Raw genomic sequence first — 24,501 nt, forward strand, 5'->3', positions numbered from 1 at the left:
CCAACTTTATCGTCGTCAGATGGCGACACTTGAACCGATCGTTAATTTCAAAGCCGCCTTCTTTCCTTCAATGCCTGGCTCGGATCACGAACTACCGCCCAAGCCCCTGACTGAGCACCGGGTTTTTAAGCCCCCGGATCTCACGCTGAGAGGCGGGTTCCAGCTCGAGCACGATCACTTCGTTGCGACCCGCCTGCAGGTAGGTGGCAGGGCAGTAGAGGGTGTCCATGGGCCCCAGGTTCCAATGGCGGCCCAGGTTCCGGCCATTGACGAAGACCTGCCCCTTGCCCCAGCCGCGCAGATCCAGGAAGGTATCACCCACATTGGTCAGGTCGAAGGTGGCCCGGTGGAAAGCGGGCGCGGTCACTTCACCAGCCTGGAAGCGAAGGCCACTGAGATCTGACAGAGGCAGGCTGTAGCAGTCCCACCCCTTCAGCGCCTTGCCGCCCAGCGTCACGGCCCCCAGAATGCCCTTGCGCTCCTCCAGCATGGCCTTGTCGAAGTTGATGCGCCCGGTGTTCTCCACCAGGATGTCCAGCGTTTCACCAGCCTTCACATCCACATCCAGGCAGCTCTGCCGCAGGCGCCTGTCCAGGCTGCCGATGCGCCGAGCGCCCTGCAGCACCACCGCGTAATCGCGGACATCCTTCACCTCCAGTACTTCGCGAGAGGTCTCGGACACCGCGTGACGGTAGAGCACATACCCGTAGCTTTGCCCCAGGGCTTCCATCGCCAAAGGCGCTTCGGCGTGCACCGGTGCCTTGAGCAGCTGGGAAAGCGCCGCACTCTCGGTGAATCGGATGGCGGGTATCTCGATCAGAGGCTGTGGTGCGGGCAGCTCCGGCAGCTTTTCGCCCTTGGCCAGGAAGGGCTGGATGGCCTCGCGGTAGGCGAAGAATTTGGGCGTGGGTCGGCCTGCCTCGTCCAGCATCACGTCGTAGTCGTAGCTGGTGGTGTCGGGGGCGTAGCGGCCCGTCCAGTTGGCACCGTTCATGAAGCCGAAATTCGTGCCGCCGTGGAACATGTAGAGGTTGAAGCTGATGCCCCGCTGCAGCATCCAGGTGACGCCCTCGGCGCCCTCCTTGGGGTCGGTGGTGTGATGGGCCTTGCCGTAGTGGTCGAACCACCCGGCCCAGTATTCACCGCACATCTTGGGAATGCCCTTGCGGAACTTGTCCAGCTCCGCGAAGGCTTCGGCGCATTCGGGACCGGCCCCGAAGTTCACCGTGGGCAGCAGGTCCGGGAAGGTGCCGCCCGCCAGCATGTCCTGGCCAGGGCCGTCACTGGTGTAGAACTGCGCACGGAAGCCCGCGTCCACCATGGCCTGGCGGATGGCCTGCTTGTAGGCCATGTCCTTGCCGAAGGAGCCGTACTCGTTTTCCACCTGCACCATGACGATGGGGCCGCCGCGATCCGCCTGGAGCGCGTCCACTTCCTGGCCCACGCGCTTGAGGTATTTGGCGGCTGCGGCCAGGAAACGGGGATCCGCCGTGCGGACCTTCATGTCCGCCTCCTTCACCAGCCAGCCAGGCAGGCCGCCGAACTCCCACTCGGTGCAGATGTACGGCCCGGGCCGGAGGATCACCTTCAGACCCTCCTCCTGCGCCGTGCGCAGGTAGGCTGCCAGGTCGAGGTCGCCGCTGAAATCGAAGCGGCCCGGCTCGGGCTCGTGCAGGTTCCAGAAGACGTAGGTGCAGAGCGTGTTCAGCCCCATGGCCCGCATCTTCTTCATGCGGTCACGCCAGAAGGCGCGAGGCACGCGGGGGTAGTGCATCTCCCCGCTGCGCACGATGAAGGGCTTGCCGTCGACCAGGAACCGTTCCCCCTGGATCGCAAAGGGCGCAGCCTTGGGCGCCTTCGCGGAACCAGGTCCAGCCGCAAGCACCAGGGTGCAGAGAAGGGTGAGAAGGCGTTTCATGAATACCTCGGAAAGAAGCCCACAGAAGAATGGTTCAACGGGGAAGCGACTTGGCCCCGTCCAGGGGGCGGTAGTTGACGGTCAGGACATCCAGGCGTTTCAGGTGGGTCTTGAGGCGCCCCTGGAATTCGCGGAAATCGCGCTTTTCCCGGGGGCTCCAGCCCACTTCCGCCAGGGCTGCCAGGCGGGGCCAGGCCATGTACTCCACCTTGGCCGGCGTGGCGATGAATTCGGTCCACAGCTGCCCCTGCACACCGAGGATGTGGCTCTGCTGGGCGGCGTTCAGGCCCGTCGGCATGGGGTCGTACCCGTAGGCCTTTTCAAGGGGCGTGAACCCCCCGATGGCCATGGGCTCGTTCCCTTTGGACTGGTAGTAGTCGAAGTACGTGTGGCTTTCAGGTGCCATCACCACGTCATGCCCCGCCTTGGCGCCTTCGATGCCCGCATCCTCGCCCAGCCAGCTCATCACGGCGGCGTTTGGCGCCAGGCCTCCTTCCAAAATCTCGGACCAGCCCATGAGCCTTCGGCCCTTGGAGGCCAGGTAGCTGTCGAATTGCCGAATGAACCAGGCCTGGAGTTTGTGGAGGGCGGGATGCTCAGCGGGCTCACCCTTCTCGTTGCGGTAATTCTGAAGGTCGGTCAGCGTGGTGGCGGTCGGCACGATGCCTTCCCGCTTCATCCGGGCCAACGCCCGCTCGCTCTTGGCCCATTCGGATTTGGGACACTCATCGCCTCCGATGTGGATGGTGGCAGAAGGAAAGATCGCCATCACTTCATCAAGCACATCCTTCAAGAACTGGATGTTGGAATCCTCCACCCCATAGGTCGAACGGAAGACGCCCCAGGCGGTTCCGACCTCCACCTTGTGGTCGGGGAAGTTCCCCAGCTCTGGATAGGCGGCGATGGCCGCGGTGCTATGCCCGGGCATCTCGATCTCGGGAACCACCGTGATGAACCGATCCGCCGCGTAGGCGACGATTTCCTTCACATCTTCCTGGGTGTAGAAACCACCGTGCGGCAGGCCGTCGAACAGCCGCTGGCTGGGGAAATCGGCCCGCGCATAAATGGGCAGGACCGTTTCCTTGCGCCAGGCGCCCACTTCGGTGAGCTTCGGGTATTTCTTGATCTCCAGACGCCAGCCCTGGTCCTCGGTGAGGTGCCAGTGGAAGACGTTGAGCTTGTGCAGGGCCATGAGGTCCAGGTGCTTCTTGATGAAATCCTTGGGCAGGAAATGGCGGCCCACATCGAGGTGGCTGCCGCGCCAAGAGAACCGGGGCCGGTCCTCGATCACACAGGCGGGAACAGACCAGGACACACCGGCGACCCTGGCCTGCCGGAACGCGTCACTGCCGAGCAGTTGGCGCAGGGTCTGAATGCCGTAGAAGAGACCTGCTGGTTTGTAGGCGCGGATGTCGATGCGGTCACCGGCCGCCTCCAGGCGGTAGCCCTCAGCGCCGAGGGCCTCGGCCTTGGGATCCAAGGTCAGCAGGATGGCATCGTGACGGCCTTGTTCTTGAATGGCGAGCGGCAGGCCAGTGGCGGGCTCCAGGTAGGCCCGGAGCCGCTCCGCCACGGGGCGCGCAGCCCCAGTGGCCACCAGCCGGGTGGCAGGCCCCAGAGCCACGCGTCCGCCGGAGACCTTCATCTGGGAAGGCAGCGGGATGAGATCCTGGGCCGCCAGGAACGCAGGGGCGAACGTGAGCAAAGCCAGTGGAAGGGCGAAGCGGAGCGGAATCTTCAGGCACATCTTGGTCGACTCCTCGAAAAGGGTGAGCACTGCAGTGTCAGTCGTCGTCTTCGGTCGCCGACTGGGTATCCAATTTCAGGCCCAGGCGTTTCAGCCCCTTCCCATGGCCTCCAGCGAGGTGGGCCGGGTAGGGCGCGGCGCCCTTCTCCGCCATCCAAAGCACGCGATTCAGGGCGTTGTCGTCGATGCGGTCAGGTCGGCTGAAATCCATGGAGATGGCCGGCCCGCTGGGATTCTTTTCTTCCAGCGGAACCCGATTGGGAAGGGCCTGGAAGGGGCGGAAATCCGGCTTGGCGGTGAAACAGGCCTGCATGGCTGGAGCGGCCCCATCCAACTGGTTCATGGGCGGCAGGCCCAGCATGAGCTCCATCGTGTGGAGGACGGAGGTCTGGTTGTAGAAGCGCGATACCACCTTGCCCCGCTTGGTGTAGGGACTGATCACCAGGCATAGGGAGCGGTGGCCGTCCACGTGATCGAAGCCATCCTGGGGGTCATCCTCGTTCACGAAGATGCAGGTGTCCTTCCAGAAGCGGCTCTTGGAAATGGCCTCGACCAGGCGGCCCAAAGCCAGATCGTTGTCGGCCAAGTGGGCGCGGGGAGTGGGTGCCCCGGGCGCAGTACCGCGGGTGTGATCCTGGGGCAGATAGACAAAGATGAGGTTCGGCCACTGGCCGCTGGCCTCGGCCTCGCGGAATTCCTTCAGGAAGGCATCCACCCGCACCTGATCGGGAATCCGCATTTCCCACCCGGGGAACGTGGGCGATGTGTAGGGACGAAGGGCCTCGAGGGAGATGCTCTGCTGGAAAGTCGCCCCTGCCCCGCTCTGCCGGAAATCATCCCAGGTGACCTTCGGGGAAGCCGTGGGGAAATCGAATTCTCCGTAGTTACGGAAGCTGAGGCCCCGCAGAAGCGCCTGGTCCCACAGAAAGGGCGTGGGCGCGAAGGCCAGGGGATCGGTGCCGAAATCGTAGCTGCGCGCCCACTCCCCGAAGGCCTTCTCCTGGTAGTCGCTGGTGATGCCCTGGGTGGCCCACTGGTGGCCATCTGCGGAGACGATGCCGTTGCAGTAGTAGTTGTCCAGCAGCACAAACCCCTCGGCCAGGGCATGGTGGTTGGGCGTGATGTCCCGGCCGTAGATGCAAAGATCGGGATCGCCGTTGGCCTGCTTCAAATCTCCGAACACCTGGTCATAGGTGCGGTTCTCCTTCAGCACGTAGACCACATGCTTGAACACCGAGGGCTCACCCACCCGCGCAGGCACCGGCCGGGGCTTCAGGCCCCGCCGCCCCCGCTCCAGGCTGCGCAGGGCCTGGGGTTCCAGGCTGAGGGCAGCAGCATCCGCCGAATATGCCTTCAATTCGGCCGGGGTGGGCAGGGCCACCTTCTGAAGGCTGCCGCGCTGCAATCCCACGGCCCACTTGCGGTGGCCGGGTTCACCTTGCCGGGAACCATCCCCCTTGGCATTGGCAATGAAGAGGGCCTTGCCATCGGTGGCCACCGCCGCCGGGAACCAGCCTGTGGGGATGAATCCGGCCACCATCGCCGCCTTGGCCAGCTCCACCACGGCCACGGCGTTGTTGCCGCCATTGGCAACCAGGAGTTTCTGACCATCCGGCGTCAGAGCCATGGCATTGGGCAGACTGCCGAACGGCAAGGCCGGGTCGGGGCGGAGAGAGACGGTTTCCCGCACCTTGACATCCGCCATGCCCAGAATGGACACGCTGTCTGAATTGGCATTGGCCACGAAGATGCGGCCCCGCGCCTCATCCAGGAGGATCTGCGCAGGATGCAGGCCCACCTCGACTTCAGCCACCACCTTGCCCGCGGCGACGTCCACCTGGCTCACGGTGCCGCTGGCGGGAAGGCCGCCGCCATCCACCAGCACCGGCGTTCCGGAGGAGGCCATGCTCCGCTCTCCGGCTCGTGGCAACCGGCCTCCCCAGTTGGAGACGTAGGCCCTGGCTCCATCTGCGCTCAGGGCCACGGCGTAGGGCGCCACGCCCACGGAGATCTGCGATTGCAGGCGACCCTCGACCAGATCCACCACCGCCAGCGCGTTGGCGCGTGAAAGGGCGACATAGGCCATGCGTCCATCGGCGCTCAGGGCCAATCCGCAGGGATAGGCGGATCCCTTGTCCTTGGAAGGCAAGCCGATGCGGCGGCCCCAAGACCAGACCTGGCCCCTGAGCCGAAGCTCGGCCAGGAAGCCGTTGCCGGTGCTGACCCAGGCGCTGCGGCCATCGGGCGCCAGGGCCAAGCCATGCATGGAGGCACTGTCCTTGGGCGCGTAGGGCAGGCTTTGACGCAGGGTCCAGGCTCCCGGATCCAGCACCAGAACACCTTCATCGGTCTTTGCCAGCAGGGTCGATCCATCCTGCGCCAGCGCCAGATCCAGTGGACGCCCCGGGAAAGCCAGCACCTTCCCCGCTGGGCGCACCCGCTGACCGGTGGCCACCAGCGTGGCTCCCTCCGAAGCCGTTCCCACCCGGTCCTGCCCCTGGGCGCTCAGTGTCAGAGCCAACACGGCCATGAAGGGAAGGAATGGGCGGAAGCGGGTCATCGTCGTCCTCAAAAGGGGCAGCCAGGCATCAGCCATGATCTGGCGATGGGGAAAGCCGCAGGTTAGACGAGATTCCGGATGCGATCCATGAAGGTGTTCTCCTGCTGTTCCAGACTGCGGACCAGGGCGAACTGATTGCGGGCACGATCCAGGTTCTGGCCGGGCCGATGCGTGCGGAAATAGGTGTCACCCAGCAGGAAATCCGTGAGGAAGCGGATGCCACACTCGTAAGTGAGCAGTTCGCCCGCCACCACCAGGTTCTCCCGCTCCACGGGCAGCAGTGCGCCTTCTGTGCCCTGCAAGTAGCCACAGGCCAGCGCCTCGAACATGTCGCCCCGGGCCACCATCTTGCGCGTGTCGGCATCATCCTCTGCCAAGGGATTGCAGGCCGTGCGCACCATGTCGCCGAAATCACAGAGGGAGAGGCCCGGCATCACCGTATCCAAGTCGATGACGCAAACGCCCGTGCCTGTGGCGTCATCCAGCATCACGTTGTTCAACTTGGTGTCATTGTGCGTGATGCGGGTGGGAATGGCCCCCTGCGTCTGGAGATCCACCAGGCGGTGCGCAAGCGGCTCACGCTCCAGAGCGAACAGGATGTCCACCTCGCAATCCTTGGCCCGGCCCAGGGGATCCTGGGCCACGGCAGCCTTCAGCGCCTCCAGGCGCCGGGGCGTGTGGTGGAAGTCAGGAATGGTCTCCTGCAGTTCGGGCCCCTGGTAGTCCGCCAGCAGGCTCTGGAAGGCGCCGAAGGCCTTGGCCGCTTCAAAAGCCTGCTCGGTGCGCTCCACCACATCGTAGGTGCGCGCCCCCTCGATGAAGAGGTAGCAGCGCCAGAAGCCCAGGTCGGGATCATCCAGAAAGAAGGCTCCGGTCTCCCGCACCGGCAGCAGCGTCAGCACCCGGCGGGTGAAGGGCAGACCCCGCGCTTCCAGCTTGGCGCGGATATGCCCAGTCACTTCCTGGATGTTGTTCATGAGCCCGCGGGGCGTCTTGAAGACGTTGGTGTTCAGGCGCTGGAGAAGGTAGCGCACAGGTTCGCCGGCCTGGTCGCAGGTCACGGCATAGGTGTGGTTGATGTGGCCGGTGCCGTAGGGCTCAGCCGAAAGCACGTCGCCCAGCAACTGGAAGCGGCGCGCGACTTCAACGGGGAGGTTCCGGTCAGCGGTCATGGTCATTCCACAGGCTGGCGGGATAGGCACCCGCATCGATGAGGGCCCGGATCCGCTGCTGGACCAGCGCCTTGTCTTCCTTGTAGGTGACGCCGAACCAGGGATCCGGCGTGTTCAGAACCGTTACCTGAGCCTGCCCTTCCTGGATCATTTGATCCACCACGGAGGGCAGGAAATACTCCGCCTTGGGATGCCCACCCCAGGTTTCCAGGAAAGCCCTGAAGCGGCGCCCCAATTCCGGGAAGAAGGCGGGCCGGAACCCCCAGAAGTTCATGGAGACGGGCTCCTGGCCGCTGAAGTGGAGCAGGCCCCCATCAGGTCCCTCTTCCACCGCGCCGGGCCCCTCAGGGTTCCGGCGAAGGCCCGCGTGTTCCACCACCCGGGAGAGCTGCCCGCTGGGAGTGACTTCACAGAGGCCACGCGCCACAGAACCATTCTCGGAAAGGGTGTTCTCGAGGCGGAACGCCACCATGGCGAAGGCGCAGGCTTCCTCAGGCACAGGCTGGGACAGCCACTGAACGAGACTGCGGAAGGCTTCCGCGCCGTAAAAATCGTCGGCGTTGATCACCAGGAAGGGTGACTTCACCTCATGCCGGGCCGCCAGCACCGCATGGCCGGTGCCCCATGGCTTGGACCGCCCCTCGGGCACCGCGTGGCCTTCAGGCAGATCCTCCATCTCCTGAAAGGCGTAGGCCACCTCCATCCACCGCTCGTAGCGCTGGCCCACCTGGGCGCGGAAAGCGGCCTCGATATCCTTGCGGATGACGAAGACCACCCGCTTCACGCCCGCGCGGCGGGCATCGTACAGCGCGTAGTCCATGACCGTTTCGCCATCGGGGCCCACAGGCTCCAGCTGCTTCAAACCGCCGAAGCGGCTGCCCATGCCCGCGGCCATCACCACCAGTTCCGGCACCACCCGTTCGGGGCTCATCGGACCTCCCGGTTCTGCTCGAACCAGCGGTAGGTATCCCCCATGCCCACAGAGAGTGGCGTCGCCGACTTCCAGCCCAGTTCCCGCTCGGCCTTGGAAGCGTCCAGCACTGAACGCCGCTGCTCACCCTGAATTGCGGGAGCGTGCTGGATGTCGGCGAAATCAACGCCCGCATGGATGCAGAGCGAACGGGCCACATCCAGGATGGAGGTTTCCCGTCCCGTGGAGAGGTTGTAGACACCTGTGGCCCGCTGCGCCAACACCTTGGAGGCAGCGTCCGCCAGATCGGGCGCATAGACGAAATCCCGCGTCTGCAGGCCATCGCCGTTCACCAAGGGGGCATGGCCGTCACGCAGCCGTTTGCAGAACACGGCAATGACGCCCGCCTCGCCCTTGGCGCCCTGGCGTGGACCGTAGACGTTGGAGAAGCGAAGGCTGCAGCTGGCCAGGCCCCGCTGCACCGCGTAGGCGTGAAGATACTTGTCCACAGCCAGCTTGGCCACGCCGTAGGGGTTGATGGGCACCTCGGGATGGGCCTCGGATTGGGGGCCCGCGGCCTCGCCGTAGATGGCTCCGCCGCTGCTGGCGAAGACAAAATGCTTCAGGCCGTTGGCCAGGCCCGCCTCGACGAGCCGCAAGGTGGCCAGGATGTTTTCCTCCGCATCGAAGATCGGATCCTTGCAGCTGATGCGCACATCGATCTGGGCGGCGAAGTGGAGAATGGCTTCGGGCCGGAACTTCGCCATGGCGCTTTCCAGCCGCGCATCCCGGGTGTCCATCTCGATGAACTCCGCACGGGCATCCACCTGGCTCCGCGAACCGCTCCTGAGGTTATCCAGGACGGCCACTTCGTGCCCATCCCGCAGACACCGATCCGCCGCGTGGCTACCAATGAAACCGGCCCCGCCGGTGACCAGGACTCGCATTACTCCTCCCATAAGGCTTGCGCCCGGGACATCCAGATGAGTCTGTCGAGGCAATCCACATCCGGAATCAAGATAAACGATGGAAAAACCGCCAGTCGTTGCACTTATCTCATGAAAATATAACGAGTACTCGATTTATTTTCACGAAGCCGTAACATTCTGCTTGACGAGGTGTCACAGCCTCCATACGCTACGGAAAATTCTTTGGTCATGCAATTGTTTTGTTCACTCAAAAAATTACGCAACACTGCTCCACGGAAGTTCTTCCCGAGTTCACCCCCAAACCCACCCAACGGAGGACGATCCATGACGATCATCCGCAACCTGAAACGCTCGACCTTTCTCCTCGCCCTGCTGGGAGCGATTCCCCTCTGTGCGCAGAGCCCCTACTCCTTCGACCTGAAGATCCACGGCGGCGTCACCGGCGGCTCTCTCCACACCGATCTGGCCGACAACAAGACCTTTGGATTCGGTGTCGAAGGCCGGTATTCCCTCGGTGGCACGAAGGCCCTCACGGCCGAACTCAGCTATGACGCCTTCGGATCCAGGTGGCGTGATGTGCCCCCTCCCAGCGCGACAATCTACGCCCTTCCCGCTGGTGGTGCTCCCGTCACGACTTGGAATGGCGGACCGCTGGTGCTGACCAACGCCAACTCCATGGATCTCCGCAAGGAATCCGTGCAGGGCTTCAGCCTCCGGGGCGGCTATACCGATGCCCTGCCCTGGATCCAAGGGCTCACCTGGAAGGCGGGCCTCAGCCTCGACACCTACAAGGTCATTTCCGAATTCACGGGCACCCTCATTCCCTCGGATGCCAATGGCAACGCCTTTGACGATGGCTCGGGCAAGGACTACTACGAAGGTTGGGCCATCTCGAAATCCAAGGTCAAGGTCGGCCTGGGCGCCTACGTGGGTGTGGGCATGCCCCTGAACGAGGATCTCCGGATCGAGTTCAACCTGCGCAGCGTCGCCACCGGCCATTCCAACTACCACCCCTTCACCTACACCGGCAAGCCCGCCTCGATGGAAGACAAGAGTCGTCAGTCCGTCGTGTTCGAAATCGCCCTGGCCCTGAAGCTCTAGTTCAGGGAACGGACCTCAATCGCTGATTCCAAAGGAGACGTTCCCATGCAGAACCGTTCCAGGTTCACCCCCATCCTTCTTTCCCTGGTCGCCGCATCCCTGATGGCCCAGGAAACCACAGGCAGCGTCACTGGCCGAGTGACAAGCAAAGCCGGCCAGCCTCTGCCGGGCACGGTGATCCGCATCACCTCCCCCAACCTGCTCGGCGACCGGACCACCGTGGCAGATTCCAACGGCCAGTTCCGCATCCCCATCCTTCCTGGCGGACAGTACACCCTCACCGCCACCCTCAAGGACTACGCGACCAGCAAGGGTACCTTCCAGATCCTGGCCGGCCAGACCTCGAAGGCCGATGCGGTCCTGACCCCCGTGTCGGACATCCTCAAAGTCCAGCAGGCCACCGTCGAAGTGATCTCGGCGGCCACCCAGGTCGACAAGACCGAAACGGTCACCCAGACCAACATGGCCATCGAAGAGATCAACCAGCTCATGTCGAACAACCTCCAGGCCGTGACCTACCTGGCGCCTGGCATCGCCAACGCGGGCGGGTCACCGCGCATCCGCGGCGGATCTGGCAACGGCACCAAATGGCTGCTGAACGGCGCCATGGTCAATGACCAGGCCTGGGGCTATGATCTCGGCGACGTCACCATTCAGGACATGGTCGAATCCGTGGCCGTCATCCAGTCGCCGCTCAACGCGCGCTACGGCAATACGGACAGCGGCCTCATCTCCATGACCACGGTCAAGGGCACCAACACCTTCTCGGGCAGCCTCCGCGCCAAGTACCGGTTGGGCGATTCGGATGGCAACAATTCCTTGAACGCCACCCCCGTGGCCTACCCCAACCGCCTGGGCCAATCCTCGGCCCCCGTGCCCATCGCGGATGCGGCCTTCCGCACCTACGACATCGTGTTCCGCGGCCCCATCTGGAAGGATCACATCACCTTCGCCTTTGGCGGGACCTACACACCCACCAGCCCCTCCACCTCCCGCATGGACCGCCTGATCAGCGATCCGGCGCTCTCGACGGACAAAGCGGGCACCTACTTCAAGCTACCCAATGGCTCCGTGCTCCGCCGGGCGAACACCTACAACCAGGCGGGCCTCGAGCCGGTGACCAGCAAGAGCACCTACAACCAGTTCGTGCTCTTCTACCAGATCACGGCCAATCACCAGCTTGAGTGGAACTACACCCAGAACGATTCCCGCAACACCTGGTACGGCTATAACCCCATCTCCCCCGCAGGCGGCGGCCCTGACGGTCTCACCACCCGGGTTTGGGATCTGGCCTACAAAGGCATCATTGGAAACAGCGGCGTCCTCGAAGCCCGCTTCGGCCGCACCATGCGCTGGTGGCCCCATCCCGTGACCTCCACGGATCCCATTCAGATCCAGTACGGCGAGACGTCGATCCCCCGGCCCAACGGCACCTTTGTCGCCAATTCCATCTATGACCTGTCCAAGGGACACATCGCCAAATGGACCAACGGCGCCACCTCGGACCGCGGCGATGTCTTCTACGACGATACGCTCGTCATCAACTACGAGCATGTCCTGAACATCAACGGGAGTTCGCACCTCATTGATGTGGGCTTGGAGAAGCAGAAGTTCCAGTGGCAGACCCAGACCCTGACCCAGATGCCGCCCAGGAACTACTACGTGCCTGGTCAGCTTGCCACGGACTATACCCAGGCCGAGGTTGGCGCAGGCTACACCCCGGGAGACGTGAACGGGAAATACATCGTCATGAACTGGCAGGCGACCAATGCTGACGCCGGGGGCGTGGGGAATACGACCCTCTGGAACAGCGGGAAGGCCTACCTGATCCCCACCTTCCGCGAGTTCACGGGCCAGGCCGAAGGCACCTACTACCAGCCCACCACCAGCCTCTACATCAACGATCAGTGGACCATCAACCAGAACCACAGCGTCATGCTCGGTGTCCGTGGGGATCGGATGCAGGTCCAGGATAGCCGGGGCACGATCTTCAGCTACAACCAGATCACCCCGCGCTTCGAGTACAAGTGGGACGTCTTCGGCGATCAGAGCCGCGTGATGAACGTCTCCTACGGCCAGTTCCACAACCGCGTGCCCGGCGGCCAGTTCCAGAAATACGTGCTGACCCGCTTGCCCTACGACACCACCTACTACTGGACAGGCACCAACCCCAACCCTGCGACACCCAACGCGCCCTATCTGGTCGACAAGAGCGCCCTCCTGAACCCGGCCAATTACACGCATGTGGCCGCGTTCTCCGGCCCGGGCACCTTCGCCCTGGATCCCAGTTGGAAAGCCCCAGTCGCCACGGAATACACCGTGGGCCTGCGCCGGAGCTATGCCAGCGGCATGTCCTGGCGCACGTCGGCGATCTACAAGACGTGGAAGAATCTCTACGACGCCTTCCCCGAGTACACCACCTCGCAGCTCACTCAGCCTGGTACTTCCCTGTCCAAGCCCATCTACCGGCGCATCACCAGGAACGATCCCGATGCCGTGAAGACCTACAAAGGCGTCGAGATGGAGTGGAGCATCCCCTTCACTCAGAAGCTGCGCTTCGCGGGCAACTACACCTACGCCCGCACCATGACCAACGCCTCCACCCTGAACGACAGCCCCAGCTCCAACCGGAGCCCGGTGGGCAACTTCCGCAACTACTTCGACACCCTGTACGCCCGGGATATGTACCAGCCCATCAAGCTGCAGGATCCGGAACACAACGCCAAGGCCTGGTTCGTCTACGATCTGAGCCGCCCCAAGGTGAAATCCAGCATCAGCTTCCGGGCCAACTACACCAGCGGCACACCGGATTACCGCACGACCACCATGGAAGTGGGCGCCCCCAACAGCTACTACGGCGCCACCGTGCCTCCCGGCCTGCCTCACACGGTCGGCCTCATCACCCCAGGGTTCACCACGGAAGCCGTCTACACCACCTCTCTGAAATACGACGTCGAGGTGGAACTCAAGCGAGGCATCCGGATGTTCGCCTCCATCGAAGTCAACAACCCCTTCAACGTGCGCATGAGCGGCACCAGCGATCCGAACGTCGCGGGCGGCTGGAACGGGGTGAGCGCCTATGGCGACAACACCGAGGTTAAGGGCTCGCCGAACTACCTGACCCACGGATGGCGCGCCAATTCGGACCTCTCGGATTCTGGGGTCGGGAGCTCCCGCAACCTCCCCCGCTCGTTCACGCTTGAAGCCGGTCTTCGATTCTAAGGTCTGGAGGATTCATCATGATGAAAGCACTCAACAGTCTTGCCGCGGCCCTTCTGCTGGTTTCAGCCGCCTCCCTCACAGCCCAGGAGAAGGAGGGCATTGTCCTCTCTGCGGGCATTCTTTCCCCCCACGGCGACGCCCTCGATCTCACCGGGCAATCCATGCGGGGCTACGGATTCCAGGTCGGCTACCTGGCAAGCCCGGCGGGCTACGGTGTTTCCTTCTTCCCCTACTTTGGGCACCAGATCATGCAGGGGAAGGACAAGCCTGACCAGACCACCTACAACCTGGCCTCCAATGCCCTTGGGATCGACCTTGTCTACAAGATCGAAGGCACTCCCGTGAACCTCTTCACCGGCCCCTCGTTCCACCAGTGGCAGGTGGAGCGCCGCGGTGGCAACCCCGTCACCGCCAACCAGGGTGACCAGAATTGGAAGCTCGGCTGGCGCCTCGGTTGCAAATACCTCATCAACGAAGACTGGTCCCTGTCGGCTTCATTCACTCAAACGCAGTGGCGGAGCCGGGCCGATGAAGATTATGTCCCCGGCCTGAACCCCAGCCGACCCGCCTACTGGAGCCTGCAAGTGAACTACCGCTTCTAAGCGGATTGCCACCATCCATCGCGGATCCAGGGATAGCCGCACCATCAAGCCATCCCTGGATCCCTGCGATGGGTTCAGCAGCACCGAGCATCTTGAGGTCCCGATGAGCCAGACTCCCATTTCCCGCCGATTTTTCCTGCAGGCCAGTGCCCTGGCGGGCGCTTCGGCGACCCTAGGCGCAGCCAGCGGGTCACAGGGTGCCACGCCTCCCAAGGAGGCCCTTGAGACCATGATGGGGGTGCCCTTCCCCAAGCACGACAAGGTGCGCATCGGCGTCATCGGCGCAGGGCGCCGCGGACAGAGCGTCATGAGCGATTTGCTCAACGTACCCAAGGTGGAGATCCGGGCCGTCTGCGACATTGATCCCCGGCAGATCGAGCAAACGAAGAAGCGCTTCGCCCGCAAGGGCCTGCCCGAGCCCCGCCTCTACACCAAGGATGGCCGCGACTACGAAAACCTCTGCAAGCAGGACGATCTGGATTTCATCTTCATCGCCACGCCCTGGGAATGGCACACGGAGATGGCGTTATGCGCCATGAACCAGGGCAAGCATGTGGGCGTGGAAGTGCCTGCTGGCGTGACCCTGCCCCAGCTGTGGGAGCTGGTGCGCACCAGCGAACGCACCCGCAAGCACTGCATGATGATGGAGAACTGCTGCTACGGCGACAACGAGATGATGGTGCTGGCCATGGCGCGCCAAGGCCTCTTCGGCACCATCACCCACGGGGAAGCCGCCTACATCCACGACCTGCGCATGGTCATGAACGAGAAGGATCCCGAGGGCCGCTACGTCAGCGAAGCCACCTGGCGCAGGGCCTGGCATACGCGGGAGAACGGCAACCTCTACCCCACCCACGGGCTGGGCCCCGTCTGCTGGTACATGGGCATCCATCAGGGTGATCGCCTCGACAGCCTGGTCTCCATGTCCAGCCTGGAGGCCTCCCTCAGCGAGGATCAGGCCACGCGCTTCAAGGGTCGCGGTGAAACCTTCGTCTGCGGCGACATCAACACCAGCATCCTGCGCACGGTGAAGGGCCGCACCATCCTGCTGCAGCACGACACGGTGTCGCCCCGTCCCTACACCCGGCACAACCTGATCCAGGGCACCAAGGGCGCCTTCGCGGACTACCCGGAACGGCTCTACCTGGATGACGTGGCCAAGAAGACCAAGAAGCACGAGTGGATCGAGGGCGAAGAGGCCCTGAAGCCCTACCGCGAGCAGTACGTGCACGAGCTGTGGAAGCGCGTGGGCGAGCTGGCCCGCAAGAACGGCGGCCACGGCGGCATGGACTACATCATGTGCTACCGCGTGGTGGAGTGCATGCTGGAGGGCCTCGCGCCCGATTTCAACGTCTACGATGCGGCCGCATGGAGCGCGCCCTTCCCGCTTTCCGTCGCCAGTGTGAAGGGCGGCGGCAGCCTGCAGAAGGTCCCCGATTTCACCAACGGTCACTGGGACCGCAAGGCATGAACCGGTCAAGCGTCATCGGCCTCTCAGCATCCGCAGGTTCGGCGGCCCTGCTCATCCTGACCGCGTCACCCTGTGTCCACGCGGACGAGCGCCTGAAGGACATCGCCTGTCGTTCGGTGCATCTGGGCTACCAGGCGCCAGAAAGCCTGGCCTTCTACAACGAGGTCAAGGTCGAGCAGAGCGCCCCGGGCACCTTTTTCATGGTGTGCGGCTGGAAGGATGGCTATTTCGGCATCCAGGAAGGCGAAGACGGTCATCGCCAGATCATCTTCTCGGTGTGGGATGCCTACAAAGGCGATGATCCAGGCGCCGTGCCGGACGGCCAGCAGGTGATCCTGCGTCACCAGGACCCGGGCGTGCGCGTGGGCCGCTTCGGCGGCGAGGGCACCGGCGGCCAGAGCTTCCTGCCCTTTCCCTGGAAAGCGGGCGAGACCTACCGTTTTCTGGTCACCGCCAAGCCTGTGGCCCGGCGCACCGAGTTCAGCGGCTGGGTCTTCGAGCCGAAATCAAAGGCCTGGCGGAAGCTGATCACCTTCAGCACCGTCACCGAAGGCCGCGCCCTCAAGGATTGCTATTCCTTCATCGAGGATTTCAAGCGAGACCGCGTTTCCACAAAACGGGTCCGGAAGGCGGCCTTCGGCCACGGCTGGGCGCTGGGAGTGGACAATCAGTGGCGGTTCCTGGACCGGGCGAAGTTCACGGCGGACCGCAACCCCGTGCTGAACATCGACGCGGGCCAGCAGCAGGGCTGGTACTTCCTCTGCACCGGCGGGAACACCCGAAACCAGGGCACGCCCCTTTGGGACACCATGACCTTGCCCGTCGAAGGGCGGCCCACCCGGCCCAGCGACCTTCCCGACGTCCATGAGTGACCTTCGCAAGACACAGTCCTATCGCACCGGGAGCGGGAATGTTACAGGTTCCTGTTTGAATCAAATGTCGACTTCCCCGGATCCGTCTGGGGATGGCAGCCGTCCGCTGGTGCCGGGGGGACACCGGGACGGCTGCCTTATTGAATCAAGATCCGGTTTCGCCCATTGATTCAGCGGTGAGGAGCAGGGCCGAAACCGGGTATGGTTACGGGCATGAGAGGAAAGAAGAAAAAGGAGTTGCCGGCCTACATCCGGGAACGCATCAGCCTGGATGAGCTGCTGGCCTCCCGGCGGGTGCTGCAGCTCGTCTACGAAAAGGGCCCCATTACCCAGGGCGAGGCCAGCGAAGCGCTGGACCTGTCCCAGGGCGCCTGCAACCTCCACTTCCAACGCCTGGAGTATGAGGGCCTGCTGCGGGCCCATCGCATCGTGCCGGAAGGCCGAGGCCCAGGTCGGCCCAGCAACCACTGGGAAATCGCCAGGGAGCAGAACGCCGCCCTGGGCCTCGTCTTCGATCCCCCAAACGTCTACGTGCAGCTGGAGGATTTCACCGCCGCGATTCTCTTCAGCCAAGGCGCCAGCCTGCGTGCCTGCCGCCGCAGCGAGAAGATCGCCGAAAAGGTATCCGACCTGGTGGTGAAGGCCATGGACGAGGTCCGGGCCAGGAAGCTGATCCTCCGCCACGCCTTCGCCGCCCTGCCCGGCGTGCTGGAACCCGCCACCGGCGCGGTGAAGCGGGCTGTGAACTTCCCCGCCCTGGAAGGGCTGGATGTGTCCGACCTGATGCAGCGCACCTTCAAGGTGCCCACCCTGGCCAACTCCCTGGGCGCGGCCTACTACTACGGCGAGGCGGCCACCATTCCTGCCAACAACACGGCCCTGGTGATGTACTGGGATCTCGGCCTGGGCTTCGCCTTCGGGCGCAACCGCCAACTGCTGACCGTGCACGGGGGCGAGGAGGGCGGCCGCATGATCTCCGAGCTGGGCCACATCAGCATTGATGCCCAGGGCCCCCGCTGCCACTGCGGCGAACGGGGCTGCATCGAGGCCTATGCCGGCGGCTGGGTGCTCCTCCAGCAATTCGCAGGCAAGGGCATCACCACGCTCGACCACCTCGTGCGCCTCGCCGATTCGGGCGATGCCAGTTTCCGCCAGGCCCTGCGGGACATCTCCAAGCTCCTCGGGCGCCACCTGGCCGGGGCCATCCAGATGCTGGGCGTATCTGAAGTGCGTATCACCGGGCCCCTGGCCCCGCTCTTCCACCACGGCCGGGCGGATTTCTTCACGGGCCTGGCGGAAATCATCGGCATCCACCGGTCCTCCGCCATCCAGGTGCAAGTCACCGAGGATTTCAAGGGCCAACTGCTGGCCGGCGCCACCCGCGCCGCCCGCCGGGTCTACCTCTACCCCGACGAATTCAGCCAGCTGTCTCGCCTTTCCACCACCCTTCAGGGCCAGCGCATGGCGGGCAGCTAGGGCCGTGGGCAAGGAAAAGCATGAACCGCGAATGACACGGATGGGCGCGAAGAGGGGTTTCCCTGCCCAATCGGTGGACGCGGTTCCTCAGCGCTGGTCTGCGACGGGGCCAGCCACCATGCGGCGCCGCACGCCGCCGTTGGCTTCGGCGAAGTAGCGCCGCACGCCCAGGGTGATGGCATCGGCCACCTTGGCCTGGAAGGCCGCATCCTTCAGCTTTTCCTCTTCCTTGGGATTGGAGATGAAGGCCACCTCCACCAGCACCGCGGGCATGGCGGCGCCCCGCAGGACCACGAAGGGGGCCTGCTTCACGCCCCGCTCCTTGATGCCCGCCAAGCGGTTGAGCTGGCCCTGGATGGCCACGGCCAGGCGCTCCGAATCCTGCAGGAAGGCCTTCTGGGCCAAGTCGTCCAGGATGCTCGCCACCACACTGTCGTCGCTTCCGGGCGGTGCGCCAGCCCCGGCGTTTTCGGCGGCCACCACATCCTCGTCATCGCCCTTGCCCAGGCTGAGGAAGTAGACCTCCGAACCCCGGGCGGCCTTGGCCTTCGCCGCGTTCATGTGCAGGCTGATGAAGAGGTCGGCCCCCTGGGCGTTGGCGGCCTTGGCCCGGTCCCAGAGGGGAATGAACGTGTCGTCCTCCCGGGTGAAGACCGGCTCGAAGCCCGCGGCCTTCAGCTTCTCGGCCACGGCCTTGCCGATGTCCAGGGCGGCGGCCTTCTCCTTCAGGCCCTTCGGGCCCTTGGCACCGCCGTCAAGGCCGCCGTGGCCGGGGTCCACCATGACCTTCAGGCGCGCGGGAACCGGCGACGGGGAACCGGCGGGTTTGGGAGTCTGGCCCCAAGACAGTAGGCTGAAGGTGGCAAGCAGGACGCTTGGGAGTCGGATCATGGCCCAGTCAGTGAAAGGTATGCGGGATCTCTTCGGGGCGGAGCTGCGTTGGTTCCAGCATATCGAGGAAACGGCCCGCCGCGTATTCGGACGCCACGGCTATGGCGAAATCCGCACCCCCATCCTGGAAGAGCTGGACGTCTTCAAGCGCAGCGTGGGCGAGAGCTCCGACATCGTGAACAAGGAGATGTATCAGTTCACGGACAAGGGTGGCCGCGAGGTGGTGATGCGGCCCGAGAACACCGCGGGTGTGGTGCGGGCCGCCATCCAGCACAAGCTGCTGCTCAACAACGATCCCGTGCTGTTCTACTACATCGGCCAGCAGTTCCGATACGAGCGCATGCAGACAGGCCGCTACCGCCAGTTCTGGCAGATCGGCGCCGAAAGCTTCGGTGTGGCCACCCCTGAGAGCGAGGCGGAATCACTGCTCATGCTCCACAGCTTCCTCACCGAACTGGGCCTCAAATCCCTCGTGTTCTCCATCAACAGCGTGGGCACGCCGGAATCCCGGCCCGCCTTCCACGCGGCCTTCCGCGTTTTCTTCGCCCAGCGCGCCGATCAGTTCTGCGAGGATTGCCACCGCCGCATCGAGACGAACCCCTTGCGCGTGCTGGACTGCAAGAACGAGCGCTGCCAGGCCGCCCTGGAAGGGCACCCCGTTATCACCGACCACCTGGACGAGGCCTCGGCCAAGCACCACGCCCGCCTCAAGCTGCTGCTCACGGAACTGGGCATTCCCTTCGAGGAGAACCCGCGCCTGGTGCGGGGCCTCGACTACTACACCCGCACCGCCTTCGAGGTGCTCAGCTCCGATCTGGGCGCCCAGAGCGCCCTGCTGGGCGGCGGCCGCTACGATCTGCTGGTCAAGCACCTGGGCGGCCCCGACGTGCCCGCCTTTGGCTGGGCCATCGGCCTGGATCGCCTGGCCATGGTGCTCCAGCAGGTGCGCGGCCAGGCGCCCATCTCCACTCCCGCCTTGCTCATTCCCCTGGGTGAGCAGGCCACCCTCGAAGCCCTCAAGCTGGCGCGCACCCTCTGGGACGCAGGCGTGGCCCTGCAGCTGGAGACCCGCGGCGGCGCGCTGAAAAAGGCCATGGCCTCCGCCAACCGCCTGGGCCTCCAGACCGTGCTCATCCTGGGCGATGGCGAACTGGAGGGCGGCACCGTGACCGTGAAGCACATGGCCACCGGCGAGCAGGAGAGCTGGCCCCTGGACGAGGTAGCCGCACGGCTCTCCACCCCGATCACCAGGGCCTGAAGCTCCCGAGCAGTGGGCTTCTTGGCTGAAGGGGCCGAGGGCAAGAAAGGTCGGGGTTACGGGTGATCGTAGCAGTTCGCGAAGGTCTGGCTGCCCGTTGGAGGCGTCAAACCCCGATTGGCAGGGTGGTTGTCCGAGCCTGGGGGTTCCACCCCCATGCCAAACCCGACAAGTGTGATAACCTATTTTCTTCGTGATCGCAGGCGACCCCCGGTCTCCGCCTCTTCTCAGTCCGAACATCCCTTTTCGCCCTGACCGGGCCCCCGGAATCCTCCGCGGGCGGGCCCCTTCAGGAGCGACCATGTCCTTCGATTCCCTCGGGCTGATGCCCGAGCTTCTGCGCGCCGTACGCGAGCAGGGCTACGAAACCCCCACCCCCATCCAGGCCCAGGCCATCCCCCTGGTGCTGGAGAAGCGCGATCTGCTGGCCCGGGCCCAGACGGGCACCGGCAAGACCGCTGGTTTCACCCTGCCCCTGCTGCAGCTGCTGGCCCCGCACGCCAGCACCTCAGCTTCGCCTGCGCGCCACCCGATCCGCGCCCTCATCCTCACCCCCACCCGCGAGCTGGCCATGCAGGTGGAGGAGAGCGTCCGCACCTACGGGAAATACATCCCCCTGCGCTCGGCCACCATCTTCGGCGGCGTGAACATCAATCCCCAGACCAAGGCCCTGCGCGCCGGCGTCGAGATCCTCGTGGCCACGCCCGGCCGCCTGTTGGATCATCACCAGCAGGGCAACCTGAACTTCAGCCAGCTCGAGATCCTCGTGCTGGACGAAGCTGACCGCATGCTGGACATGGGCTTCATCCGCGACATCCAGAAGATCATCGCCCTGCTGCCCAAGAGCCGGCAGACCCTGCTCTTCTCGGCCACCTTCACGGATGAGATCAAGCAGCTGGCCGCCCAGTTCCTGAAGACGCCCGCCTCGGTGCAGATCACGCCCCAGAACACGGCGGCCGAGCTGGTGCGCCAGGTCGTCCATCCCGTGGACCGCGAGCGCAAGCGCGCCCTGCTGGCCCACATCATCCACACCCGCAAGCTGGAGCAGGTGCTGGTGTTCACCCGCACCAAGCACGGCGCCAACCGGCTGTCCGAGCAGCTCGACAAGGATGGCATCAGCTCCATGGCCATCCACGGCAACAAGAGCCAGCCCCAGCGCATCAAGGCCCTCGATGATTTCAAGAAGGGCGCTGTCCGCGTGCTCGTGGCCACCGATATCGCTGCCCGGGGCCTGGACATCGACATGCTCCCCCACGTGGTGAACTACGAGCTGCCCCAGGTGCCCGAGGATTACATCCACCGCATCGGCCGCACTGGCCGCGCCGGCAGCGAGGGCGAAGCCCTCTCCCTGGTCTGCGTGGACGAGCACAAGCTACTCAAGGACATCGAGAAGCTGCTCCGCAAGGAACTGCCCAAGGACGTGGTGACTGGCTATGCACCCGATCCCAGCATCCCCGCCGAGCCCATCCAGACCGGGCGGCAGGGCGGCGGTGGCGGTCGTGGCCGGGGGTCTGCCCGTCCGGCGCGGCCTTCCACGGGCTCCGCTCCCCGCGGCGAACGGGGCCGGCACCCGGCCCGCCCCAGTTCCCGGGGCAAGTGAGCGCGCCTTATACCCCTTGACACGAGGCTCGTTGGGCTCCAGGATTCTTGCTTATGCAAGAACCCATGCCCGACTCCCTCACCCAAGCTGGCCTCGGCACCCTGGCCTCCGCCGTCCGGCGGCGGCTGAAGCACGTGGTTGGCGCTCGATTGGCCCCCTACGACCTCACCATCCAGCAGTTCTGGGTCATGCTCGTGCTGCTGGAGCAGGGGGCCTCCTCCCTGCATCCCCTGGCCCAGCAGGTCTGGATGGACGACCCCACCGCCAGCCGGGTGGTCAAGGCCATGGTGGAGCGTGGCCTGCTGCGCACCGAAGCCGACCCCAAACACGGCCGGCGCATCCTCATCAGCCTGACCCCCAGCGCCCTGCCCCTGGCCCAGGAACTCAAGGCCCTGGCCACAGGCATCAAGACGGGCCTGGTCGCAGGGCTTGATGCGGATCAGCAGGCCCTCATGCGGGCCGGCATGATGGCCATGATCACCAACCTGGATGGCATGTTGGCGGGCCTGCCCGCTGCGATTCAAGATGAGGCTGCCGCCTCCTGACCGCCCCGGCGTTCCCGTTCCCGATCAAGGAGGTGCCATGCGAATCCTGACTGCCCTCGGCTTCGCCGCAGCCCTGGCCTCGGCCCTGCCCCTGGCGGCCCACGCCAAGCACCAGGCGAAGGAATCAACCGCGCCCAAGATCCACAAAATCGAAAAGGTGGCGGAGAACGTCTACTGCATCTTCGGCCAGGGCGGAAACGTCGGCCTCATTGTCACTGCCAATCACGCCATCCTCATCGATGACCAGTTCGAGCGGCTGGTGCCAGGCCTCGTGGAAGCCGTCCGCTCAGTCACCCCCAAGCCCATCAAATACCTCATCAACACCCATGGCCATGGCGATCACGTGGGCGGCAACGTGGTGCTGGAGAAGCAGGTCATGGCCATCGTGGCCCACGCCAACGTGCGGAAGGCCATGATCAAGGAGCAGGCCAAGCTCGAACCCGCCAAAAGGGGCGGCCTGCCGGAGCTGGCCCTGGGCTCCGAGGATGCCAAGGAGCGGGCCCGCCTGGACATCCACCTGGATGGCACCGACCTTCACCTGCTGCACCTGGGGCCCGGCCACACCGATGGCGACATCATCGTGGGCCTGCCGGCCGTGCCCGTGCTGCACATGGGCGATCTCTTCTTCCTGGGCATGTTGCCCTACATCGACGTGGAAGGCGGCGGCAGCTTCGACGGCCTGGCCTCCCAAATCGCCGCCGTGGCCTCCTGGGTTCCCGATAACACGCGCATCATCCCCGGCCACGGGCCTGTCTGCGGCAAGCCCGAGCTGCTCCGCTACCGCGACCTGCTGCTGGCCATCCAGGCCCACGTGAAGGCGAACCCCGCAAAGGATGGCCCAGCCCTGGCCGCCTCCTTCGACACGGCGACCTGGCCGGAATGGAAGCCGCGGCCGGAATTCGTCACCTGGGAAACCCTCTTCTCAGTGGCTTCGGGCAAAGGCCCTGGCCGAGTCAGCCGCCCCTGAACCATCACCCACCCCATCGCCCACCCCCTCGCCCGCCATCGATCAACTGCCTGGATTCTGCATGGACGCCCTCGACAACACCTTCACTGAACCGAACAAAGGCGCCAGCCCCGCCTTCCTGCGGGGCTGGCGCCTTTGGGCCATCGGCGGAGCCGCCCTCCTGCTGGTGTGGTTCCTCTTCTTCCGGGGCGGAAAGAAGGATGCGGGTGTGAACCCCGCCGGGCGCCCCGTGCCCGTGGCCGTGGCCCAGGCCCGGAAGGGCGACATGGCCGTGCACCTGACTGGCCTGGGCACTGTCACGGCCCTGAACAATGTCACGGTGCGCAGCCGCGTCGATGGCCAGCTGGTGCACATCGCCTTCACCGAGGGCCAGATGGTCCGAGAAGGCGACCTCCTCGCCGAGATCGATCCGCGTCCCTTCCGGGTTCAACTCATGCAGGCCGAAGGCCAGTTCGCCAAGGACCAGGCCGCCGCCCAAAACGCCCAGGCAGACCTGCGGCGCCTCGAGGGCCTGGTGAAACAGGGCATCATCTCCCGGCAGCAGCTGGACACCCAGACCAGCACCGTCGCCCAGTTCGAAGCCGCCCTCAAATCCGATCAGGCCCAGGTGGAAAGCGCCAAGTTGAACCTCGCCTACAGCCGCATCACCGCGCCCATTTCCGGCCGCGTGGGCCTGCGGCTGGTGGACATGGGCAACATGGTGCGCGCCACGGATGCCAACGGTCTGGCCACCATCGCTCCCGTCCAGCCCATCAACGTCGTCTTCGCCATTCCCGCGGACAACATCCAAAAAGTGCTCAGCCAAAGCGCCAAGGGCACCAAGCTGCCGGTGGAGGCCTGGGACCGCGACCTCAAGGCCCGCCTCGCTCTGGGCTCCCTGGCCGCCATCGACAACCAGGTGGACACCACCACCGGCACCGTGCGCCTCAAGGCCCTCTTCGCCAATGAGGACCGAGTGCTCTTCCCCAACCAGTTCGTGAACGCCCAGCTGCTGGTGGACACCCTGAAAGGCGTGGTGATCATCCCCACCGCGGCCATCCAGCGCGGCCCCCAGGGCGCCTTCGTCTACGCGGTGAAGCCCGATGCCACCGTGGAACTCCGCATCATCGAATCGCAGGGCACCGATGGCGACAACACCGCCGTCACCAAGGGCCTGAGCGGCGGCGAGACCATTGTCATCGATGGCCTCGAGAAATTGCGGCCAGGCAGCAAGGTGGCTCTCCCGAAGGCAACCGGCGGAAAGGGTTGAGCCGGTGAGCG

General features: G+C 64.8%; 18 protein-coding genes. 11 read left to right on the forward strand and 7 right to left on the reverse strand.

The features are described 5' to 3' along the window. Window positions 1-91 precede the first annotated feature (91 nt). The 6 genes from Q9293_RS13195 to Q9293_RS13220 all read right to left on the reverse strand — a co-directional run bounded on the left by Q9293_RS13195 (window position 92) and on the right by Q9293_RS13220 (window position 9,254). The gene (locus tag Q9293_RS13195) at window positions 92-1,918 is read right to left on the reverse strand and encodes a beta-galactosidase family protein (RefSeq protein ID WP_306247232.1); all 1,827 of its coding nucleotides are present in this window, start codon (window positions 1,916-1,918) and stop codon (window positions 92-94) included. Between the two features lie 34 nt (window positions 1,919-1,952). Continuing rightward, the gene (locus Q9293_RS13200) at window positions 1,953-3,665 is read right to left on the reverse strand and encodes a beta-N-acetylhexosaminidase (RefSeq protein ID WP_306247234.1); all 1,713 of its coding nucleotides are present in this window, start codon (window positions 3,663-3,665) and stop codon (window positions 1,953-1,955) included. Window positions 3,666-3,702: 37 nt separating this feature from the next. Continuing rightward, on the reverse strand, window positions 3,703-6,225 hold the full coding sequence (locus Q9293_RS13205) for a bifunctional YncE family protein/alkaline phosphatase family protein (protein WP_306247236.1): 2,523 nt from the start codon (window positions 6,223-6,225) through the stop codon (window positions 3,703-3,705). 62 nt (window positions 6,226-6,287) lie between these two features. Beyond that, a complete protein-coding gene (locus tag Q9293_RS13210) occupies window positions 6,288-7,397 on the reverse strand; it encodes a phosphotransferase enzyme family protein (RefSeq protein WP_306247238.1) in 1,110 nt (369 codons plus the stop codon). Further along, a complete protein-coding gene (locus Q9293_RS13215) occupies window positions 7,387-8,328 on the reverse strand; it encodes an NTP transferase domain-containing protein (protein WP_306247240.1) in 942 nt (313 codons plus the stop codon). Before Q9293_RS13215 ends, Q9293_RS13210 begins: the two co-directional genes overlap by 11 nt. Then, window positions 8,325-9,254, reverse strand: coding sequence for an NAD-dependent epimerase/dehydratase family protein (locus Q9293_RS13220; protein ID WP_306247242.1), 930 nt, complete (start codon window positions 9,252-9,254; stop codon window positions 8,325-8,327). The genes Q9293_RS13215 and Q9293_RS13220 overlap by 4 nt, the downstream gene beginning before the upstream one ends. A gap of 306 nt (window positions 9,255-9,560) precedes the next feature. Here Q9293_RS13220 and Q9293_RS13225 point away from each other — a divergent pair, with 306 nt between their 5' ends. From Q9293_RS13225 to Q9293_RS13250, 6 genes are all read left to right on the forward strand, one after another. Beyond that, on the forward strand, window positions 9,561-10,337 hold the full coding sequence (locus Q9293_RS13225; protein WP_306247244.1) for a hypothetical protein: 777 nt from the start codon (window positions 9,561-9,563) through the stop codon (window positions 10,335-10,337). Between the two features lie 45 nt (window positions 10,338-10,382). Then, the gene (locus Q9293_RS13230; protein ID WP_306247246.1) at window positions 10,383-13,559 is read left to right on the forward strand and encodes a TonB-dependent receptor; all 3,177 of its coding nucleotides are present in this window, start codon (window positions 10,383-10,385) and stop codon (window positions 13,557-13,559) included. Between the two features lie 17 nt (window positions 13,560-13,576). Then, window positions 13,577-14,161: an outer membrane beta-barrel protein gene (locus tag Q9293_RS13235; protein WP_306247248.1), complete on the forward strand. Its 585-nt coding sequence runs from the start codon at window positions 13,577-13,579 to the stop codon at window positions 14,159-14,161. 103 nt (window positions 14,162-14,264) lie between these two features. Continuing rightward, window positions 14,265-15,632, forward strand: a complete 1,368-nt coding sequence (locus Q9293_RS13240; protein ID WP_306247250.1) for a Gfo/Idh/MocA family oxidoreductase — start codon at window positions 14,265-14,267, stop codon at window positions 15,630-15,632. Further along, window positions 15,629-16,504 (forward strand): DUF3472 domain-containing protein, encoded by an 876-nt coding sequence (locus Q9293_RS13245; RefSeq protein ID WP_306247252.1) that lies wholly within the window; start codon window positions 15,629-15,631, stop codon window positions 16,502-16,504. Before Q9293_RS13240 ends, Q9293_RS13245 begins: the two co-directional genes overlap by 4 nt. Before the next feature lie 213 nt (window positions 16,505-16,717). After that, window positions 16,718-17,980 (forward strand): ROK family transcriptional regulator, encoded by a 1,263-nt coding sequence (locus Q9293_RS13250; protein WP_306247254.1) that lies wholly within the window; start codon window positions 16,718-16,720, stop codon window positions 17,978-17,980. Window positions 17,981-18,067: 87 nt separating this feature from the next. Here Q9293_RS13250 and Q9293_RS13255 read toward each other — a convergent pair whose 3' ends face one another. After that, window positions 18,068-18,871, reverse strand: a complete 804-nt coding sequence (locus tag Q9293_RS13255; RefSeq protein ID WP_306247257.1) for an N-acetylmuramoyl-L-alanine amidase — start codon at window positions 18,869-18,871, stop codon at window positions 18,068-18,070. Here Q9293_RS13255 and hisS point away from each other — a divergent pair. The 5 genes from hisS to Q9293_RS13280 all read left to right on the forward strand — a co-directional run bounded on the left by hisS (window position 18,870) and on the right by Q9293_RS13280 (window position 24,490). Continuing rightward, window positions 18,870-20,129 (forward strand): histidine--tRNA ligase, encoded by a 1,260-nt coding sequence (gene hisS, locus Q9293_RS13260; protein WP_306247259.1) that lies wholly within the window; start codon window positions 18,870-18,872, stop codon window positions 20,127-20,129. The two genes, Q9293_RS13255 and hisS, sit on opposite strands and share 2 nt — an antisense overlap. 301 nt (window positions 20,130-20,430) lie before the next feature. Further along, window positions 20,431-21,729, forward strand: a complete 1,299-nt coding sequence (locus tag Q9293_RS13265; RefSeq protein WP_306247261.1) for a DEAD/DEAH box helicase — start codon at window positions 20,431-20,433, stop codon at window positions 21,727-21,729. Window positions 21,730-21,794: 65 nt separating this feature from the next. Beyond that, window positions 21,795-22,274: a MarR family winged helix-turn-helix transcriptional regulator gene (locus tag Q9293_RS13270; protein ID WP_306247263.1), complete on the forward strand. Its 480-nt coding sequence runs from the start codon at window positions 21,795-21,797 to the stop codon at window positions 22,272-22,274. Between the two features lie 37 nt (window positions 22,275-22,311). Beyond that, window positions 22,312-23,241, forward strand: a complete 930-nt coding sequence (locus Q9293_RS13275) for an MBL fold metallo-hydrolase (protein ID WP_306247266.1) — start codon at window positions 22,312-22,314, stop codon at window positions 23,239-23,241. A gap of 61 nt (window positions 23,242-23,302) precedes the next feature. After that, window positions 23,303-24,490 (forward strand): MdtA/MuxA family multidrug efflux RND transporter periplasmic adaptor subunit, encoded by a 1,188-nt coding sequence (locus Q9293_RS13280; protein WP_306247268.1) that lies wholly within the window; start codon window positions 23,303-23,305, stop codon window positions 24,488-24,490. The last annotated feature ends 11 nt before the right edge of the window (window positions 24,491-24,501 follow it).

Source organism: Geothrix sp. PMB-07, from assembly GCF_030758935.1.
Taxonomy (GTDB): Bacteria; Acidobacteriota; Holophagae; order Holophagales; family Holophagaceae; genus Geothrix.